Here is a 19,115-nt window from a genome sequence, read left to right on the forward strand (position 1 = left end):
CGTAAAATAAGAACTTTTATTCCTTCAGAACAAGGGGAGATGATACTCTCTCCATTGTTCTGTAAAAGTTATCATAAACTAAACTTACATATAATCACCTAAGTTGCATTGGTTACTTGAATCTAGGATCTAAAATCTGTTGTAATTCATCAATAGATGCATATTTCACAGGCTTAGGAAAATCCTCACCTTTATACCAAAGCTCTAGATATATGCCCTCTTTATTACCCGAGTCTTTAATGTATTCCGTTAGTTGCTTACAATTCCCTTGATCAACTTTAGCATGATGAGCGTTCTTTAACTCAACACAAACTTTAAAAGATTTACCATTCTTTGTATAATGAAAAAAGAAATCCAAACTTCCGTTAGCAGAAACTCTTTCTCTAGAAATATTGATACCCTTCATTTCCGCTAAAGGGCTAATCAGGTTGTCAATAATTCGCTGAGCAGAAACCTCACTGATAGGCAGATTAGAGCCATTATCAATAGTCCACATATTTTTGTGTAAGCCTCCAAGTTCTATGGATTTCTTTATCGTCTTTTCGAGAAAAGAACGTCATATATTCGACTCAAAAATAATTCAGACATATCATACCTGAAGTTGCCATTTATGATATTAATTGACTTCAATCTTTTCTTGTTTTAAATTCTCACTTTTGGGAATATGCGTGTAAACTTCAAGGTATTTTACTTTGGTCCATAGTCCGGCATCATTAGCGATTACAAATATATGGTCCAAACTTGAAGCTATTTGGCCTTCTCCCTGAAAGATTTCTGCTTTAAAAGGAGCAGTTTGTTTTAATCTTAGTTTTAGTTTTTTGTAAGAGACTAACTGTATGTCATATTCTTGAGAATTGTTTTCTACTAATTTGTGTTTAACACCGAAAGCAAACCTATTCTCAAGTCGAGTTAGTGGTTCAATAACACTTCCTTCTTCATATAGAACCCAATGTATTTTGATGGGCATATCCGGATTTAAGTTCCCATTAGTATCAAAATTAGCTTCATAAACTACAGTATTCGTATTATGAGTACGTTGAATATAAAACAAATGCCCTTCACTTTTTGTTGGAATAGGATAGCGTACAGGTGATCCTGATAATGCTGAAAGAAATATAAGTGTGATATTTAAGAAGTTCATAAACAGTTGTTTTGTTTGTACCAATTAATCGTTTCTTCTATACCCTTTCCCAACTTATATTCTGGGGTATAGTTGAATGCAATTTGTGTTTCTTTTGAATTACAAGACCAGTTAAGACTAGTGAGTTCTTTAAATTTATCATGGTTTAATACCGAAGTCTTATTCATCATTTTAGCAAATGACTCAGTAAAATGTGCAATTGCTTTTACAATGATTTCTGGTAAAACAAGTGGTATAGTCCATTTATTTAATACTTTTTTAGTGATCTCAGATAACTCTTTACAGGTGTATGTTTGCCCATCTGAAACGATAAAGGATCGGTTTGCTATATCTGAGGAACAGGATTGAATGACTAATCGAGCTAAATCTTTCACATAAATGAAGGATAACAATTGTTTGGGACTACTGATGTAAGGTTCAAGATGTCGATTTATCGCTTTAAAGAGAGTTAGAAAATCTTTTTCTCTTGGTCCATATACTGCAGTTGGTCGAAAAATTAAATAGGGAACATCGTTTTGTTTGCTTAAATATTGTTCCACCTTAAATTTACTCCTCCCATATGCAGTGATTGGTTGAGGCGTTTGTTCCAATTCAATGGGAGCTAATGTTTTTGGGTCACCTGGTCCTAGCGCAGCCAAACTACTCATCAAAATGAACTTCTTTGGCATAAAATTGGCATCAACCAATGATTGTAATAAGTTCTGTGTGTATTGGTTGTTTACTAATTCAAAATTGTCAGAATTAATAGCTTGTGTTGCTCCAGCATTGTGAATCACATAGTCAAACTTTGAAAAGTATTGACTGAGTACATACCATTTTTGTCTTAACTTTTCTGGATTAGACAGATCGAGAATTAAGGTTTGAATACGATAATTATTTAAAGATTTCAGATTACTAGTACTTCTTACACCTGCAAATACCTCATGCCCTTGTTTAAGCGCTTCTTCTACTAAAAAACTACCTATAAATCCATTGGCTCCAGTTATTAATATTTTACTCATGATCTATATGTTTGATGTAACATCTACGTCTTTTGTGCTGTTCATGTGGTATAAAGCGCCACATGGATTGAACTTGTTTATTATCTTCTAACTCAATATTACTTTCAGCGATATGAATACCAAGTTTTGCAGCTCCGTTTATAATGTCACTCATAATAATGGCATTGGCACCTTTGCTTTGATATTGCGAATCGACGGCAATCAGATAAAGATCTAATCGCTTATTCTTTTTAAGAGCCCTTAGCATCTCAAATGCACCTCTAGGAAAGAGTTTTCCTTTCGCTTTTTGAAGAGCATGAGTAAATGAAGGCAAGGAAATTCCTACTCCAACGAGCTTTCCATCCGAATCTGCAACAAGACTGATTAAATTTAAATTAACAAAACTCAAATAAGCCTTTGTGTAATAATCCATTTGATCTCTAGTTAATGGAATATAGCCGTACAAATCCTTATAGCTTTCATTGATTAATTTGAAGATATCAGGAGCCATTGCTTTAAGCTCTTTTATCGATTTAGGTTTTAAAGAAATCAGCTCGTTTCTATCCTTACATCTTTTTGCAAGTAAACTTATTTTATCGGCGACAGTTTCATCAGGATGTAATTCGTATTCGACCCAATCTGTACTTTTCTCGAAGCCTAATCTTACGAGATGTTTTTCGTAGTAGCGATAGTTATAGATTGTAGCCATTGTTCCCTTGCGATCAAACCCCTTGATCAACAAGCCTTGGCGATCCATATCTGTAAATCCCATTGGACCATGCACATTTATAACAGAATGCTGTTTTAGCCAAGTTAAAGCAACTTCCATTAATTTTTCTGATATAGAAAAATCATCCTCAAAATCGAACCACCCGAAGCGACCAATATTCTCTCCTTCCTTTTCTTGTTCTTTAGTATTGATAATTGCGGCAATACGCCCAACAATTTTATTATCTCTGTAGGCTATCCAATAATTGCATTTGCAAAACTGGTGTGCTGGATTTTTATCACGTTTTAAAGTCTTAAGTTCATCCAAATGAAGAGGAAAGGCGACCTGAGAATTATTTCGATAGAGTTTTGTATAAAACTTGACAAATTTCTTAAGCTCTGAGGAGGTTTTAACTTCTCTAATTTCTAATGGCATACTGCCTCCTCTGGAATATAAGATTTAACAACTTCACTAATAACACTAATAGCATATTCAATTTGCTCTTTACTATGTGCTGCAGTTAATGAGAAGCGCAGTAGTGCATCATGTTCTTTAACGCCTGGGGCAACAACAGGATTTACATAAATGCCTTTATCTAAAAGTTTCTTTGCAACACGAAAAGTTAAAATACTGTCTCGAATATAAATCGGAATAATAGGTGTCTCGGCCATACCAATATCTAAGTTATGCTCACGCATTAATCTCAAAGCGTATTGTGTATTATCCCATAACTTTAATCGATATGAGTCATCCGATTTAATTAATTTTAGTGAAGCTAAAACGCTTGCGGTTGCAGAAGGAGGAAGACTGGCACTAAACATATATGAACGTGAGGCGTGACTCAAATAATCAATAATATCCTTGTTGCCAGCTACAAATCCTCCGACTGAAGCCATCGATTTACTAAAAGTTCCTCCAATGAGATCCACTTGATCAGTAATACCGTAATGCGATGCGGTACCAGCACCATTTTTACCCAAAACACCAATGGCATGTGCACAGTCTACAAAAGTAAAAGCATCGTGTTTTTGAGCCACTTGTACAATTTTATCTAGCTTAGCAATATCACCATCCATGGAGAAAATTCCATCCGTAATAATCAATTTCACACCGCTTGAATTTCTAACTCTATTGAGCTTTCTATCCAAATCAAAAATGTCGTTATGCTTGTATTTAATGCGTTGAGCTAAACTCATACGACAACCATCGATAATGGAAGCATGATTAAGTTCATCGATGAAAACATGATCACCTTTACTTGCCATAGCTGGTAATACGCCTGTATTAACCTGAAATCCGGTTGGGAATATAATAACAGCTTCCTTTCCTAGGAAATCCTTTAATTCATTTTCCAATTCGTGATGTAAATCAAGGGTCCCATTCATAAAACGGCTACCTGTACACGAAGTTCCATACTTTTGAATGGCTTGCTTTGCTGCTTCTTTAATTAGAGGATGATTATTTAATCCTAAGTAATTGTTTGATCCAAACATTAAAACCTCTTTCCCTTCGATAACCGCAGTATCTGATTGTGGAGAAGAAATAGGTCGAAAAAATGGATACATATTGGTTTCACGTAAAAGTTTAGCTTGTATTACTAGGTTGCTATTTTTTACAAAATCGTATTTACTCATGTCAATTGTTTTTTTAGTTAAAAAAAGATTTTCAAAATCATCTCATTTCTTGATCTGTTTCCAACTATTTGTTGAGATAAAAAGGTGCTTGGTTTAGATATATTTTGCTGTGTAGTTTTTAATCCAATTTCTTAAAATTAGAAGCATTATATTGATCTGTTCTGTTTCTTTCTGAATCAGATTATTCTTCTGAAAAGGATCATTTTTAATTTGATACAGTGCCTTACATTCTTTACCATCAAAAAGAAGTAAGTAATCGTCTTGAATCATTTGGTAGCATTGATTGATTATACTGATCGCAAATTTTTCAGAATTCGGGTCTAATAGATCATGACCTGCAGATCTAAAATCTTGGTCATAATTCAGATAATTAAGAACAGTAGGGAAAATGTCAATTTGTTGTGCACATTCTTCTCTCTTGCCTTTCAGGTCTTTACCTGGCGCATAAAACATGAGTGGAATGGCAAAAGCGTTGGCAGATGTTGCATACTCTTTGTGCCATGGTGTAATGGCATGATCAGCCGTTATAACAAATAATGTGTTTTTATACCAAGGCATTTCCGCAGCTGTTTTAAAGAACAGTCGAAGCGCATGATCTGTATAATTCATGGTTTCATGAATTCCATCTGTTCCTTTAGGGAATATGCCTTTATATTTAGCTGGAACAACATATGGATTATGAGAAGACAAAGTGAAAACTGTAGCTAAAAAAGGCTTCTTACATTGGTTTAACTCCTTGGCCATATAATTTAAATAGGGCTCATCGAATATTCCCCAGGTTCCATCAAAATCATTGGTATAAGGGTATTCATTTAGACCATAATACGTGTCAATATCTGCAGCTTTGCAATAATCAGCAAATCCCATTGTTGCGTTGTGGGAACCATGGAAGAACATGGTCTCATATCCTTTTTGCTTAAGGCAGAAAGCTAAACCTGGAACTTTTTCAGCTGGTTTGTTTGATAAAATAAATGGGGTTTGAGATGCTGGTATCGAAGAAATGATTGCTGGTAATGCATCCATGCTTTTACGTCCATTAGCATAAGCATTGGTAAAATATAAACTTTCATGCATTAGGGAATCTAAGAATGGAGCATAGCCGGGGTAATTCCCATTTTCTAAGTTTGGATTAAGGCTTTTAAAAGTCTCTTTTGTAAAACTCTCAAGTATAATAATCACGACATTATCAGGACGGAAGGCTTTTTTATTTAGGAGCTTAGATTCAGCCTTCAGTTTTGATGAAACTGGCATTTCCTGAGAATATGCCTTAATTGGCGCTTTCTCAAAATATGAAGCCAAAAGAGTAAAAGCAGAATTAAGAACGATTCCTGCATCTTCAACTTGCTCAACATCTTGTATCGCATCTTTTATTTCTAAGGAATCACCAAAAATGTTTAAATTGTTTTTAATTCCCGCAATGCACAGAAACAAGACAGATAAACATACTGCTAAAGCTGTTTTGTAATTGAATTCTCGTTGAGTTTTAACTCGTTTTGTTAAGGTAAAGAGGAAGAATCTGATAAGAATAAACACCAATAGGCCTAATAGAACAAAAGCATACCAATAGGTGAAAAAGAATTCACCTCCCAAGGAAGACATATTAGCTTGAGTTCCTAAATAATCGAATATTGAAAATGTAAGTCGTTTAAGCGTATAAGGGTAATAAAATATATCAGCTAGATTGGCTACCAAGGCTATTGTACTTGTCAATGCGTAAATAGCCATTAATACATATTGATACCATTTATTCTCACACCACCTAAAGGGTAGTAAGCATAAAAGAATAAAGGGGGTATTAATCATACAGACCGCTGCCAAATCGAATTTAATGCCATCGATAATATAAAAAGGGTATTGATACCAGTCCGTGTTACTGAATAAGGCTTGGTTGAAACCAATAAAAAGTAATCTGCTCAATTGAAAAAGGAACATCAGTAATAGTAACTGATAAGATAAAACTTTGAGTTTAGACTTTGTGTTTATTCTAAGTTGCATTTAAATATAAATAAGGGAATTGTAAATCTTGTTATTGAGTCAGTTCTAAAAACTTACTTCTATTCTGAAACGAAAACCGTGTTTAGATGAGAATTTATTAAAAGCATCTCCCCTATTAATTCGATTGACATATTCCACTCTTAAGCATTTAAAAATGTTGGTGATCCCGAAACCCATTTCCATATAAGGTGCCTTGTTAGGTGCCTGAAGCATATTGGGCATATTTAAAACCTTATCGTGTTCTCCCAATAGTTTGCCATAGTAGGCTTTGAATGTGACTATTTCGCGTAGATTGAGTTTTTTGACCAGAGGCAGCTTGTTGAAAATGATACCACCACAGTTTAAACTCAAGTGTGCACTCATGTACAAATCACTTGCAAATGAAGTATGATGTAATAAATTGAAATGATAACGTGCAGCACCAATATCGCGTGTTCCTCGGGGTAATTGAAGTAAAGGATAAGGCACATTGCCAAGGATAGCTCCACCTTCAACCATCGTCTTTAGAAACATAGGTCCCATATTCACTCTATTTTTCATTGAGACATTTAGGTTGGCGTAATAACCTGATTTATTACCACTAGCTATTGGTAATTTATACTGCCCTAGAAGAGTTGTGAAATGGAATACTGGTTTTTGGTTTCCGTAGTATATACGAGAAAAATACCCCTCATCGTAATCTTGACCAAAGGATAACCTTAAATCGAGCATTAGATTTTGTGTGTCGAAGTAGGGTAAATCATCACCCCTTTTATTAAATATTAAATTGTAATTTGAATAATAACGGTTTAATGAAGGTCTAATCAACAGCCCAAAACTTTTATTTAACTGATGTTCATAGGTGATATCGAAATGACGATTTCGCATCATATAAGGATTTGGAATTTTTGATGTGAAAGAAGATACGATGTTCCCGCCTCCTTGTTGATAGGGATTCTCACGGATGAATTCAATAAATTTATTTTTCGTCAGGTCGAAATAATCATAGTGGTAATTGGTAGATAAAATACTTCTTTGAGTATTAGGTAATAGATATTTCATATTCCCACCATAAGCGAACTCTTTGTTTTTATTTCCATAACCAACATATGCACCCAGCATAAAATTCTTAAAGAGTTTCTCACTGGTTCTTAGAGGTATCGTAAAACGATTTCCTTCAATCTCATTTTTACGATAAAATGAAAAGTAAGGACCAAGATCAAGTTTCCCCATATTGTAATAACCATTAATGGTCATCGCACTAAATTTGTCAGCAACTCTTATAAATTTATTTTCTTTTAATTTTTTGATGCCTGTATATGCAGATCGTTCAAAGGAATCTAGTGGAGCGAATTCTTTTCTTATAGCTAGAATTTCTTCACTACTCTCAATTGAATTTTGAATTAAATATTCTGATTTAGAATTTGTATTTAGTAATTGTATTGTGTTGGTATTTGCATTTCTGTAGCAAATTAATTTCTGGACATCAAAATTCTTTTTCTTTCGCTTTTTGCCCTCTTTTTTATTGAGAGTCAATTTTAAATTTATTTTCTGTGTTTTATAGAACCACTGATCTTTATTCAGTTTTTCATAGTTGACAAAAACTTCTAAATCCTTCACGAAATTTAGATTTGCCGAATTGGGTAAGGACGCTTTTATTTCGGTTAAAGCCCAGCTTTCAGACTCTACCCAAAAATGCCCTTTGAAAGTGATATTCTTATAACTTTTTGGGAAATAATTAAACTTGTAGTGTTTGATATTATTATAAATAGTACTATCACTTAAGTATATATTGTAGTAAAGAAGGCCAGTATTCGATATTGGACTTGGAAATCCTCTAGCTAGAATATTAATTTGATTATTATAAAAATTGAATTCGGTTGTAATTTTCTTTTCTAAGATAGATTTTACTTGTGTATTAATCTGAGAAAGAATACCATCTGTTTTTTGAGCTATTACCTGACTTTGTTTCCTTTTATCAGCCCTTTGATGCGAACTCACTGTTTCATCCATAAAAAAGGGCATCATAAGAGTTGATTCTGAAGTCTTTACAAATGCATCAGCAGACTCTTTGAATGTTCCAGATTGTGCTGTTTTAATTCCTAAATTGGAAAGGAATACGGTTGTTCTTGTATAATCTGTATACGACAAATTGGATAAGTGATCAGGATTATTTCTTTTTCTATTTTTAACAACTTTCCTAAGTAAAGATCTTTCGTAAGCGTTATCTGGTTTTACTATAATCTCATTCAATGAATAGACATCTTCTTCAAGAAGAATATCTAATATCTGTTCTTGGTTTTTGACAGTGATTTCGTTGGTTTTATACCCAATGAATTTGATGACAAGTGTACAAGGGAATTTTTCTACATCTAAAATAAATGAGCCTTCTATATCCGACATCATACCATTTGTTGTGTTTTTAATAACAACATTCGCAAATGGAATACTCTCTTTAGTTTTAGAATCTCTTATTGAACCACTTATTGTAGATGCTATTGATGAATGTGAAATCAACACGAAAACACATATCAATAGTTTATAAAAAAAATATTTTAAACGTGAAGACTCTGCATTATATATTAATTTACAAGAACTGCTATTGGTCGTGTTTGTGCTTTTACTCATATTGTATATTGAGAAATTGATATTATAAAATCTTTAACTTTAATGAGACATTTCGATTGGGAAAAACACGTACTCCCATTTAAGAAAAAAACAATTATTATTACCCTTATTATATTCGTTGTAATTACTTATTGAAATATTTTCACTTTGAGTAAGTGTATTTGCATTCTCACTTGTCATACTAGAATTAGCGCTTATCGTGAATAAAAGAGATAAGCGGTTAGCTATAAATATTAAAGCATTTATCTGTAAACAGAGAAACATATATGACTCATCAGCAAGCAAACCAAACTTTGGTTCTGGTAAACGAAACAAGTATAGAACAGTGGTATACTACCTACTATTCCTTATTATGTGTTTATGCCAATAAATTTTTAAAAGATCTCGACCTTTCGCGCGAGTTAGTGCAAGATGTATTTGTAAATCTTTATGATAAAAAAGAAGCGTTAAGCATACATACATCGGCTAAGTCACATTTATACCAATCGGTAAAAAATGCCTGCCTCAGCAGCATCAAACAAAAACAGACATATGCCTTGCATCACGAGAACATTAAGTATTTAAATGGGGACTACAGTTACGAAACAGATGAACTGTATGGGCAAAGTGAACTCGAATATGAATTGTATAAGGCCATTGAGGAATTGCCAAAAAAATGTCGCGATATTTTTAAGATGAATCGCATAGAGGGGTTGAACAATCAGGAAATAGCCGATTATTTAAATATCTCGAAGCGCACAGTAGAGACACAAATTAGCAAAGCCCTAAAAGCCCTTCGCAATCAACTAGCTCCTAGCCTACTTAAAACTATCCTCTTGTTTCTATTATCGAGCATAGAATAAAAAAATGAAGTTTTTTTTAATTAGAGGTACGTGTTATCAACCCTTAACTTGTCTTAGTAACAGAAAAGCATAAAATGGAAGATCGAAATCAACATATCAACGAGGTAGTTTTGCAAAATGTATTGCAAGGAAGCGCCAGTGCAGCCCAAGAAAAGGAGCTGAACGAATGGTTGCAAGCTTCGGATGCCAATAAAGCTCTTTTCGAAAAAATGAAGCAGATTTGGTCCGCCAGTAAGCAGCTAAAGGAATTTTCTGAAATTGACGAAAAAGCCGATTGGAAAAAAATTAAAGCCAAACGTCGAGCAAAAAAGAACAGATTAGGACCCTGGCTAAAATATGCTGCTGCCATAATGATCACAATGGGTTTCAGCCTTATTTATCTTCACGAAAACACTGTAGGTTTTGGCAAAATTGCTCAGATTAAAACAGAGCAAGAGAAGAGCGAACTACTACTTGCCGATGGAACAAAGGTGTATTTAAACAAAAACAGCAGGTTGGTTTATCCTAAAAAATTTGATGATGATAAACGATTGGTGAAACTACAAGGCGAGGCTTTCTTTGATGTGAAACCCAATGCCAATAAACCCTTTATTGTTGAATCGGGTGAAGCAATTATAAAAGTTTTAGGCACCAGTTTTAATGTTTATAATAAGGTTGACAATAGTACAGAACTAAGTGTAAAAACGGGTAAGGTGAGTCTAAAATCGAGGAAAGATAAAGACCAAGAATTAGTATTGGTAAAAGGTGATGTCGGTTTACTTAGAAATCATAAAGTGATTAAACTGAAATCGAAATTTAAGAATCAAGATTCGTGGAGAACTAGGGCGCTTAAATTCCATCAGGCACCCCTAACACTGGTTTTAAAAGATTTGGAAAAGCACTACCAAGTAAAATTTGAAAATAGAAACCAGAAAATAAAGGATTTAGAAATCACTCTTGCTTTCGATAATGAAGAAATTGAAAAGGTTATTCATCAGCTTGAGTTATTACTGCAAGTAAAAATTATAAAACACAAAAATATCTATATCATAAAATAAAAATCGAAATGAAAAAAGTATTAGTATTAGCAATTATTGCCTTAGCATTTGTATTCGAGTCGAACGCACAATCAATAAAATACAAAGTAATTACTTCAATTGAGTCTATCGTACCAATGGGATTGGGTCGTTCTAGAATTATCGAAGAAAAGAATCCAATGGATGCACAGAAATTTACAACAGAACGTACCAATGGGAAAAAAAGTAAGCAAAAAGATGTAAAACGTAAGGATGCCAAAGTAGACCGATTTGCTGAAACTAAGCTTTTAAATTTCTACTCAATTGCAGGTATCAATTTCCAGAATATCGCTTCGAATGATGCTCTATTATCATCGAAAATGAACACACTTGTTAGCGAAGGATGGGAATTAGCTTTTGTGAACTCTGCTGTTGAATCGGATAGTGGTAAAGGCGATGGTAAAGGTATTTTTATTACTCGTTACATCTTTAAAAAACAGATATAAGAGACTGAAGATAAGATAGGTCTCCATCATCTTAAATAAATAACTATGATATTAAAATCCATATTTACTGAATTGAGAATAGATTGGAGTTTACGAAAATCTATCTTAAAACCATATTATACAGCACTACACCATATACATAACAAATATGTGATGCTTAATTGGACTAAGCAGAAAGGAAATAGGCGCACTTCGGATAGAATAATCAATGTATTCATAAGTATGATACTCCTTATGGGAATCAGTTCTTGTTCTGAATCACCTCTATCGGATGTTGAAATTTACAACCCATCAAGTCTGTACGTTTCTGCTCATATTTATCAAGATTTCGATAACAATAAAGAATTGATTATTAAGGTGAATGATAAAAATGGCAATTATGTAGACTTGCTAAACGGTGGCGTATCGGTAAATGGAAGAGACTGTGATTTGAAGCATGCTAGTTTTGGTGGACTTGGCAAAACTTATGTGTATTATCCTAATTATTACGTTGATGAATTTAAAGTTGAAATTTGGTACAACTCTCACGACTCCTATACATTTTATATTGAGGCACCTTATTTTCCAGGTTTTATGACCAATAAGAGAATGACTCATGTCGATTTACGGCATTCAGGAAACAAATTCACAGGGCAAAACACCTATACAGGTACGCCATTTCATAATAGAGAAATTGATTTTAATTTCGATATCATGAAAGAAGAATCACAAATGAGAATGAAATAAGTTTTTAATAGATGATGCATTCATAGTCATTTTGAATTATGAGCCCCACCGAAATATCGGTGGGGCATTTGTATTTATAAGTGAGCAAAGAAGAATCATTTGAAGAATATTGTTTAAACTGAAAATTCTATACAAATTTGCGGCCGTTTCGATTTACACACAATTACCTATGCGATTTACACTTACTCTAATTTTCATATCCTTACTAAGCATTTCATCATTTGCTCAAAAAGTAAGTTTAAAACAGAAAATCAATCTACATAAGCAGACTTACAAGATTGAGCAAATTTTCCAAGAAATACAGAGCCAGACAGGCATAGAGTTAAGCTACACCAGCCAAATCAATACCGATGAAAAAATCAGAATCGAATCGACAATTGCCAGTCTCGATCATTACCTACAACAATGTATCAACACCCAAAAATTCCGTTGGGTATTAGATGACAATAAGATTTTTATTATCCCCATCCCTTCAAAGGAGCAAACAGTTAGAATCAGCGGTTTTATTTATGATGCCGATACAGGCGAAAGTCTGATTAATGCCAGTATCTACAATCCCAATAGTCATATAGGTACTGTAAGCAACAATTTTGGTTTCTTTAGTTTTAAGCAACAGAAACAAAATGCCCAGGTCAGAATATCATACGTGGGATACGAGGATACAAATATCGATCTGTCGCAAAGCGCCGACACCGTTGTCAATATCAAATTAAAAGCCCATAAGATATTAAATGAGGTAAAAGTGCTTGCTGATGAAAATGCCAATAATATTAACCACCTATTTTTAAGCACCTATAATATTACTGCTCAGGATTTAAATAAAAAATCGGTGCTGGGTGAAGATGATTTTTATAGAAACCTGCTCTATTTACCAGGTGTGCAATCGGCAAATGAGGCTTCTAGCGGTTTAATTGTTCGTAGTGGTTCTCCCGATCAGAACTTGGTCCTGTTAGACGATGTACCTGTCTATTATCAATCTCATCTTTTGGGACTATTTTCGATATTTAATCCCGATGCCATTCATCAAGCCCGATTGATAAAAGGCGGGTTCCCAGCACAATATGGAGGACGTATTTCATCCGTTTTGGATATTAGAATGAAAGATGGCAATCATAAAAAAATTGAGGGCGATTTCTCCATAGGTCTACTCACCACAAAACTAAATATTCGAGGACCTATTATTAAAGAAAAAACCTCTTTTAACCTGTCTTTACGTCGCTCCTACTTAGATCTTATTTCGTCAGCACTACTTAATTTGGCCGATTCGGATGTTAAATTTTCCTACTACTTTGGAGATTTAAATTTTAAACTCTCACATAAATTCTCGAACAGAGACAAGCTGTATTTAAGCACCTACTGGGGAGGCGATTTAGCCAAATTACAGGCTACAGACATTTCTTTTTTCGATGATGAAGCACAAAAAAGTATCAATAAAGTGGCATGGGGTAATTTCACCAACTCACTACGTTGGAATCATGTTTATAACGATAAACTATTTGGAAATACTTCTCTCATACTAAGTCGCTACACGTTTTTGGTAAAGGATATTCGTGAAACTAAAGACGAAAATAATGTTTATAAAGAAAGCTTTTATCATGAATTTTACTCAGGCATACGCGATTATTCATTTAAATCGGAGTTCGATTATATCCCCCAGTCCAAATACTATAACAAGTTTGGTATCGAAGCTAATTTTCATCGAACGAAACCCGGAAGTAGTTTCTACGACAATGCACAAGTCGATATAGAGGACTCTATGAAGGATAGAAACATTGATGCTTTAGAATTCGCTCTGTATTTTCAAAACCAAACCCAATGGAATAAGAAGCTACTTACAAGTCTTGGCCTCAGGTTTACCTCCTTTATGCTGAAAAGTAAAAGTTACATTTCTTTAGAACCACGATTAACGGCACAATACCGTATAAACCCTAAACTGAGCTTAAACACGGGCTATTCTATGATGTCGCAGTATATGCATTTAATTACATCGAGTACATTAAATCTTCCTACTGATGTGTGGCTCCCTGTAGGTGAAAATATCAAACCCATTAGGTCTCACCAGCTTAATATGGGTAGCATTTGGCAAATCAGCAATCAATGGTTACTGAATTCTGAACTGTTCTACAAGCACACAAAAAACACTTTAGAGTTTAGTAAAAACGCTTACCTCTACGAAGGGAAACACAAATGGTCGAGTATGGTTGAAGCCGGAAAAGGCTGGAGCACCGGCTTTGAGTTATTAATCAAGAAACACAAAGGAAATACGCAAGGGCATTTGGCTTATACACTTGCAAAATCGGAGGTTAAGTATAAATACTTGAATAAGGGGATGGCTTACCCCTCTCCTTACGATCGCCGTCACGATCTCTCCATACAAGTAAGCCAAAAACTAAGTTCGAAAATCGATATCAATATCAATTGGATTTTTGGTAGTGGTTTACCACTCACCATCCCCAATATGTCGGTGAATACCCTTTCGCCCTATCAGCAGGCAGAAATTACCGAAACGCCTGTTTTCTCTCAACGTAATTCGGTTCGCATGCCAAATTCCCAAAGAATGGATATTTCTATCAATTTTAAGAAGAAGAAAAAGCGAGGGACACGTGTTTGGAATCTGAGTTTTTACAACATTTACAATCGAAAAAATGCCAGCTACGTTTACTTACAACAAAAGTATAACGATCAAGGCAAATCAGAATACAATATTAAGCAATTGAGCTTTTTTGGTTTTATACCTAGTGTTTCTTATTCCTATCAATTTTAGTTTGTGTTATGAAAAATTATATCATCTATTTCATCATCCTTCTATTGGCAACTTACTCTTGCGAGGATGATATTAAACTGAACTTAAACCCCGACTCGCCTGTAATGGTCGTGAATGCATTGGCTGGTAACGACAGCTTGGTGCGTGTACATGTTTCTTTAAGTAAACAATTGCATAATAATAATAATAATAATAATAATAATAATGTCCAAACCACATTGGCCGATGCCACATTAAGTATCTACGAAGAAGGCAAACTACTCGGAAAATTAAAAAAAACCGAAGATGCTTGGTACGAAATACAGTCAAGATTCCAGGCAGATTTGAACTATCGAGTTGAAGTGAATCACCCCAAATACAAAAGTATCAGCGCTGAAACTCGAATACCGTCGGAAGTTAAAATCAGTCATTGTGAAATGACAAAAAATGAGACGGCTTATCATTTTCAGCTCCAATTTCAAGACAAATCCTATAGTAAAGATTATTATATGATATTGTTATATGCCGTAACAAATGAGGTGATAAATGGAGAAAACTATCAACAGAATAGCTTACTGTCCTATTATAGCGAAGATATCATATTTAAAGATAACCTATTAGAAAACACAACTAATTTAGACCAAAACCTATTGAGAGGAAGTCTTGGTTTTTCGGACCACAATAAGAGTGGTGAAAAATTCGACATCAAATTTTATGCACCAATTCAAGTACCACCTTACGAAATTAAAGTATTCAAAGTGAAACTATTACACATTTCCAGAGATTATTTTGCTTACGAGCGTTCAAAAAGAATGATCTCGAATCGTGAAGATATGCCTATTTACAAAAAGATAAACCTACACTCCAATATTAATGGGGGTGCAGGCATATTTGCAGGTTATACGCTTAATGAATGGGAAATTACAGACTAAACCCAATTTATTTATCAAAACAGAAATTGAGCGAGATACTATAGATCAGAAGCACGCTTAGAAATTTCACTAAGACAATCAACAACTTAGGTTTTAAAAGCCTGTTTATGACGTTATTTTTCAAAAAAATTTCTAATCAACTGTGAAAATCCTTTTTTCCTTGTAATGTGACCAGTCCAAAAAGGCAATGTGTTTTCACCCTGAATATGCATATAAATCTCACCCCAGCTTGGCAAGCCTCCAAAATTACGATCGTCAATATAAATATCAGCATTTATCTTTCGGCTAATGCTATCATCAAAAATTTCCTCTGGGTAATTTTTATTTACAGCATAAAATTCCAGGCCATTCTCTTTACAAAATTCAACTGCAGCATCCAATTCTTTCCCGGCACGGTATGTCCATAAAATTAGTTGGTGACCTTGCTCTTGTATCAATTTTAAACTCTCAATGGCAAAAGGAATCTCTTTTCCCAAATCAGGATATCGATGTTCTACGATTGTACCGTCAAAATCAACTGCTATAATCATGCTTAAGTGCTTGGTTTATTGTCTTAAATTATTAAAAGTATACGACATAGTGGCCAAAACTTTACATTATTTATAAATTAGACCTCATTCCATCTTGGAAGAATAGTTTTGATTCAATTATCACACGCTAATTCTGATTCTAAAAAAAGCATTAAGCAAAAAAAAGCGACAAACATATTTATCGCGAAATAAGAAACACTTTATTCAATAACAACTCAACGAACTTTCCCTACATGAGTATATTAGCAGCGTGTAAAAATCAAGTAAAGTTCATTTTTTGATTTCTACCCTATTCTAAATAAGTTCAATTTACAGATCCCAGTATACATCTTATTGATAAATAACGTTTTTTAAGACACTGAAAGTCTGAACTTAAATAGATATTTTATAGATTTGCTCATTCAAAATTATTTAGAATTAGAACAAAAAAACATAAAATGGATCTTTTTAAGCCTATGAACTTAGAGGAAAAAAAATCGACTGCGCCTGAAGGTGATATTGAAAGAGTAAAATGTCTAATTGTAGGATCAGGCCCAGCTGGCTACACAGCTGCAATCTACGCTGCTCGGGCTAATCTTAGCCCAGTTCTTATTGAAGGATTGCAGCCTGGCGGACAATTAACAACAACAACTGAAATTGATAATTTTCCTGGATACGCTGATGGCGTTACAGGTACCGAAATGATGGCTGACCTTAAAAAGCAAGCTCAACGTTTTGGAACAGACTGTCGTTGGGGCGTTGTTACTTCTGTTGACTTCTCATCATATCCTCATAAAGTTGTGGTTGATGGCAACAAAACTATCGAAGCCGAATCTGTAATTTTAGGAACAGGTGCTACTGCAAAATACTTGGGTATTGAGTCGGAGACTAAATATGCAGGATCAGGTGTTTCGGCTTGTGCAACTTGTGATGGTTTCTTTTACCGTGGTATGGATGTAGCCGTTGTTGGTGGTGGTGACACTGCTGCTGAAGAAGCAACTTATCTGGCTGGTCTTTGTAATAAAGTCTATTTAATTGTTCGTAAACCTTTCTTACGTGCATCAAAAGCTATGCAAGATCGTGTTGAACGTACTGACAATATAGAAGTTCTATATGAACACAACACTAAAGAGATTACTGGTGATGGTGTTGTTCAAGGTGCAACTTTAATCAAAAGATTAGGCGAAGAGAATGAAGAAGAAGTTAAAATCAAAATTGATGGTTTCTTCTTAGCAATTGGACATACTCCAAACTCAGATTTCTTTAAGCAATATATTAAGACTGACGAGCATGGTTACGTTATAACAGAGCCAGATTCAACCAGAACTAACGTGCCTGGTGTATTTGCTTGTGGTGACCTCAAAGACTCAGTATACCGCCAAGCTGTTACATCTGCAGGTTCAGGTTGTATGGCTGCCATGGATGCTGAAAAATTTCTTGCTGAGCACGAGTAATACAAATCAAATCGAATAACTCAAAAACACTGCCTATTATGGGCGGTGTTTTTTTGTTTTTAGAGAATCAAGACGGAATAAAAAAAACGCCCTTTAAAAAAAAAAGAGCGTTTCATTTTATATTTTTTTTAGCCTACCACAACTTAAACTTACTTGTACTTGCAGGCTTTTTCGGGGCTACTTTAGGAACTTCTGAGTCTAAAATCGTATTAATATAACTCATACATTTTCCACATCCCGTATTAGCACCCGTGTATCGACGAATTTCCTCGATAGTCGTTGCATATTTCTCGTGAATAGCTTTATCTATAGTCTCTCTGTCAACCATCTGACAATTACAAACAATATCTCTCATTCTATATTTCGTATTTTCAATAATTATACTTCTGCCAAAAGCAATTCAGGATAAATATGATAAATCCTTTAGCTTTTCTTTCTAAAACAAAGATATAAAAAAAGACTCGCTATTTGTAACGAGTCTACATAAATATTATTGATGTATTGATTGAGTTCTACAATTGATTTTCCATGAAAATCTTCATGTTTCGATACATGTCAATAACGACATCACTTTTAGGAAGGGTTTCGAAAATAGCCTTTATGTAACTTTTCTCGCTCACTATTTTAAAACTTCTCTTGTGTTTCATATCAAAAATCCACGACATCTGAGATAATTTCAAATCATTCACCGTCTCAACATCTTCACGTCTAACGACCTTTTCAGCCATAATAGCACTGCTCACTTTTTTGGCAATCGCTGGCATATCCTTTAACTCCATATCTAAATGTCTGTTAGGATGAACCTTTTTATGAGTGTAATAATCAGAAACAATTCTCAACACATCAATTCGATCAGCATCGCGAAGCAGATCAATCAAAATAAGTGATTGTTCATCAGAAATCTTTGGTAATTCGCTTAAATCATGCATTTTCACACAATCAATCACCAACAGTCTTTCCTCTTCTTCCAAGCCCATCAATACGTCATGTTCTTCAATCACATTCAAACCAATCTGAATATGATTTGAATATTCATTATCGGCATAAGTACCATGCTTCACCAACTGGTCAAATCGTCCGATATCATGCAAGAGAGCTGCTGTTTGAAGTAGAAATAAATTTGATTCATCAATATTTATACTCAAAGCCAACTCATTAACATTCTCTATAACACGAGAAGCATGTTCTTTCAAAAGGTCAATATTGATCTGAATTTCAGAATCTTCACTTGAAAATTCTAAAACGTAAGCATCATACCAAGTTCTAATCTTATTATAGGATTCTTCTACCACTGTAAGTCTAATTTGATAATTCCTGCAAAACTACATCTTTTCCTCAAATT

General features: G+C 34.3%; 17 protein-coding genes. 7 read left to right on the forward strand and 10 right to left on the reverse strand.

The genetic code is table 11. The features are described from left to right. Positions 1 to 112 precede the first annotated feature (112 nt). From DWB61_RS10080 to DWB61_RS10110, 7 genes are all read right to left on the reverse strand, one after another. Complete coding sequence (locus DWB61_RS10080; RefSeq protein ID WP_125030789.1) at positions 113 to 496, reverse strand: hypothetical protein; 384 nt, start codon at positions 494 to 496, stop codon at positions 113 to 115. A 120-nt stretch (positions 497 to 616) separates the two neighbouring features. Beyond that, a complete protein-coding gene (locus DWB61_RS10085) occupies positions 617 to 1,141 on the reverse strand; it encodes a DUF4833 domain-containing protein (RefSeq protein ID WP_125030790.1) in 525 nt (174 codons plus the stop codon). Beyond that, positions 1,138 to 2,142, reverse strand: coding sequence for an NAD-dependent epimerase/dehydratase family protein (locus tag DWB61_RS10090; protein WP_125030791.1), 1,005 nt, complete (start codon positions 2,140 to 2,142; stop codon positions 1,138 to 1,140). Before DWB61_RS10090 ends, DWB61_RS10085 begins: the two co-directional genes overlap by 4 nt. After that, positions 2,135 to 3,265 (reverse strand): hypothetical protein, encoded by a 1,131-nt coding sequence (locus DWB61_RS10095; protein WP_125030792.1) that lies wholly within the window; start codon positions 3,263 to 3,265, stop codon positions 2,135 to 2,137. The genes DWB61_RS10090 and DWB61_RS10095 overlap by 8 nt, the downstream gene beginning before the upstream one ends. Beyond that, positions 3,256 to 4,464 (reverse strand): aminotransferase class I/II-fold pyridoxal phosphate-dependent enzyme, encoded by a 1,209-nt coding sequence (locus DWB61_RS10100; RefSeq protein WP_125030793.1) that lies wholly within the window; start codon positions 4,462 to 4,464, stop codon positions 3,256 to 3,258. Before DWB61_RS10100 ends, DWB61_RS10095 begins: the two co-directional genes overlap by 10 nt. 93 nt (positions 4,465 to 4,557) lie before the next feature. Beyond that, positions 4,558 to 6,459, reverse strand: a complete 1,902-nt coding sequence (locus tag DWB61_RS10105) for an LTA synthase family protein (RefSeq protein WP_125030794.1) — start codon at positions 6,457 to 6,459, stop codon at positions 4,558 to 4,560. Positions 6,460 to 6,504: 45 nt separating this feature from the next. Beyond that, on the reverse strand, positions 6,505 to 9,066 hold the full coding sequence (locus DWB61_RS10110) for a DUF5686 and carboxypeptidase-like regulatory domain-containing protein (protein WP_125030795.1): 2,562 nt from the start codon (positions 9,064 to 9,066) through the stop codon (positions 6,505 to 6,507). Between the two features lie 266 nt (positions 9,067 to 9,332). On the opposite strand from DWB61_RS10110, the gene DWB61_RS10115 reads away from it, so the two are divergent. The 6 genes from DWB61_RS10115 (at position 9,333) to DWB61_RS10140 (ending at position 15,810) form a co-directional block, all read left to right on the forward strand. Next, positions 9,333 to 9,908, forward strand: coding sequence for an RNA polymerase sigma-70 factor (locus DWB61_RS10115; protein ID WP_125030796.1), 576 nt, complete (start codon positions 9,333 to 9,335; stop codon positions 9,906 to 9,908). Positions 9,909 to 9,982: 74 nt separating this feature from the next. Continuing rightward, positions 9,983 to 10,945: a FecR family protein gene (locus DWB61_RS10120; protein ID WP_125030797.1), complete on the forward strand. Its 963-nt coding sequence runs from the start codon at positions 9,983 to 9,985 to the stop codon at positions 10,943 to 10,945. A gap of 8 nt (positions 10,946 to 10,953) precedes the next feature. Further along, on the forward strand, positions 10,954 to 11,409 hold the full coding sequence (locus tag DWB61_RS10125; protein WP_125030798.1) for a hypothetical protein: 456 nt from the start codon (positions 10,954 to 10,956) through the stop codon (positions 11,407 to 11,409). Between the two features lie 45 nt (positions 11,410 to 11,454). Then, positions 11,455 to 12,135 (forward strand): hypothetical protein, encoded by a 681-nt coding sequence (locus tag DWB61_RS10130; RefSeq protein WP_125030799.1) that lies wholly within the window; start codon positions 11,455 to 11,457, stop codon positions 12,133 to 12,135. A 169-nt stretch (positions 12,136 to 12,304) separates the two neighbouring features. Then, positions 12,305 to 14,899 (forward strand): TonB-dependent receptor, encoded by a 2,595-nt coding sequence (locus DWB61_RS10135; RefSeq protein WP_125030800.1) that lies wholly within the window; start codon positions 12,305 to 12,307, stop codon positions 14,897 to 14,899. Positions 14,900 to 14,907: 8 nt separating this feature from the next. After that, positions 14,908 to 15,810 carry a DUF4249 domain-containing protein gene (locus DWB61_RS10140; protein WP_125030801.1) on the forward strand — a complete coding sequence of 301 codons (903 nt, stop codon included), beginning with the start codon at positions 14,908 to 14,910 and terminating at the stop codon, positions 15,808 to 15,810. Positions 15,811 to 15,923: 113 nt separating this feature from the next. On the opposite strand, the gene DWB61_RS10145 is transcribed toward DWB61_RS10140, so the two are convergent. Further along, the gene (locus DWB61_RS10145) at positions 15,924 to 16,340 is read right to left on the reverse strand and encodes a BT0820 family HAD-type phosphatase (RefSeq protein ID WP_125030802.1); all 417 of its coding nucleotides are present in this window, start codon (positions 16,338 to 16,340) and stop codon (positions 15,924 to 15,926) included. Between the two features lie 437 nt (positions 16,341 to 16,777). Between DWB61_RS10145 and trxB the strand changes: the two genes are divergently transcribed. Continuing rightward, positions 16,778 to 17,773, forward strand: a complete 996-nt coding sequence (trxB, locus tag DWB61_RS10150) for a thioredoxin-disulfide reductase (protein WP_125030803.1) — start codon at positions 16,778 to 16,780, stop codon at positions 17,771 to 17,773. Positions 17,774 to 17,906: 133 nt separating this feature from the next. Here trxB and DWB61_RS10155 read toward each other — a convergent pair whose 3' ends face one another. Next, positions 17,907 to 18,128, reverse strand: coding sequence for a (2Fe-2S)-binding protein (locus tag DWB61_RS10155; RefSeq protein WP_125030804.1), 222 nt, complete (start codon positions 18,126 to 18,128; stop codon positions 17,907 to 17,909). Between the two features lie 157 nt (positions 18,129 to 18,285). After that, entirely contained in the window at positions 18,286 to 19,065 is a 780-nt protein-coding gene (locus tag DWB61_RS10160) for an HD domain-containing protein (protein WP_156190232.1), read from the reverse strand. Positions 19,066 to 19,115: the final 50 nt, after the last annotated feature.

The sequence above is a fragment of the Ancylomarina euxina genome (assembly GCF_003863355.1).
GTDB classification, from domain to species: domain Bacteria; phylum Bacteroidota; class Bacteroidia; order Bacteroidales; family Marinifilaceae; genus Ancylomarina; species Ancylomarina euxinus.

What these genes read in the sequence shown, in the direction of transcription:
- DWB61_RS10080 (WP_125030789.1), bottom strand. Translation starts at nt 496, where the DNA reads ATGTGGACTATTGATAATGGCTCTAATCTGCCTATCAGTGAGGTTTCT.
- DWB61_RS10085 (WP_125030790.1), bottom strand. Translation starts at nt 1,141, where the DNA reads ATGAACTTCTTAAATATCACACTTATATTTCTTTCAGCATTATCAGGA.
- DWB61_RS10090 (WP_125030791.1), bottom strand. Translation starts at nt 2,142, where the DNA reads ATGAGTAAAATATTAATAACTGGAGCCAATGGATTTATAGGTAGTTTT.
- DWB61_RS10095 (WP_125030792.1), bottom strand. Translation starts at nt 3,265, where the DNA reads ATGCCATTAGAAATTAGAGAAGTTAAAACCTCCTCAGAGCTTAAGAAA.
- DWB61_RS10100 (WP_125030793.1), bottom strand. Translation starts at nt 4,464, where the DNA reads ATGAGTAAATACGATTTTGTAAAAAATAGCAACCTAGTAATACAAGCT.
- DWB61_RS10105 (WP_125030794.1), bottom strand. Translation starts at nt 6,459, where the DNA reads ATGCAACTTAGAATAAACACAAAGTCTAAACTCAAAGTTTTATCTTAT.
- DWB61_RS10110 (WP_125030795.1), bottom strand. Translation starts at nt 9,066, where the DNA reads ATGAGTAAAAGCACAAACACGACCAATAGCAGTTCTTGTAAATTAATA.
- DWB61_RS10115 (WP_125030796.1), top strand. Translation starts at nt 9,333, where the DNA reads ATGACTCATCAGCAAGCAAACCAAACTTTGGTTCTGGTAAACGAAACA.
- DWB61_RS10120 (WP_125030797.1), top strand. Translation starts at nt 9,983, where the DNA reads ATGGAAGATCGAAATCAACATATCAACGAGGTAGTTTTGCAAAATGTA.
- DWB61_RS10125 (WP_125030798.1), top strand. Translation starts at nt 10,954, where the DNA reads ATGAAAAAAGTATTAGTATTAGCAATTATTGCCTTAGCATTTGTATTC.
- DWB61_RS10130 (WP_125030799.1), top strand. Translation starts at nt 11,455, where the DNA reads ATGATATTAAAATCCATATTTACTGAATTGAGAATAGATTGGAGTTTA.
- DWB61_RS10135 (WP_125030800.1), top strand. Translation starts at nt 12,305, where the DNA reads ATGCGATTTACACTTACTCTAATTTTCATATCCTTACTAAGCATTTCA.
- DWB61_RS10140 (WP_125030801.1), top strand. Translation starts at nt 14,908, where the DNA reads ATGAAAAATTATATCATCTATTTCATCATCCTTCTATTGGCAACTTAC.
- DWB61_RS10145 (WP_125030802.1), bottom strand. Translation starts at nt 16,340, where the DNA reads ATGATTATAGCAGTTGATTTTGACGGTACAATCGTAGAACATCGATAT.
- trxB (WP_125030803.1), top strand. Translation starts at nt 16,778, where the DNA reads ATGGATCTTTTTAAGCCTATGAACTTAGAGGAAAAAAAATCGACTGCG.
- DWB61_RS10155 (WP_125030804.1), bottom strand. Translation starts at nt 18,128, where the DNA reads ATGAGAGATATTGTTTGTAATTGTCAGATGGTTGACAGAGAGACTATA.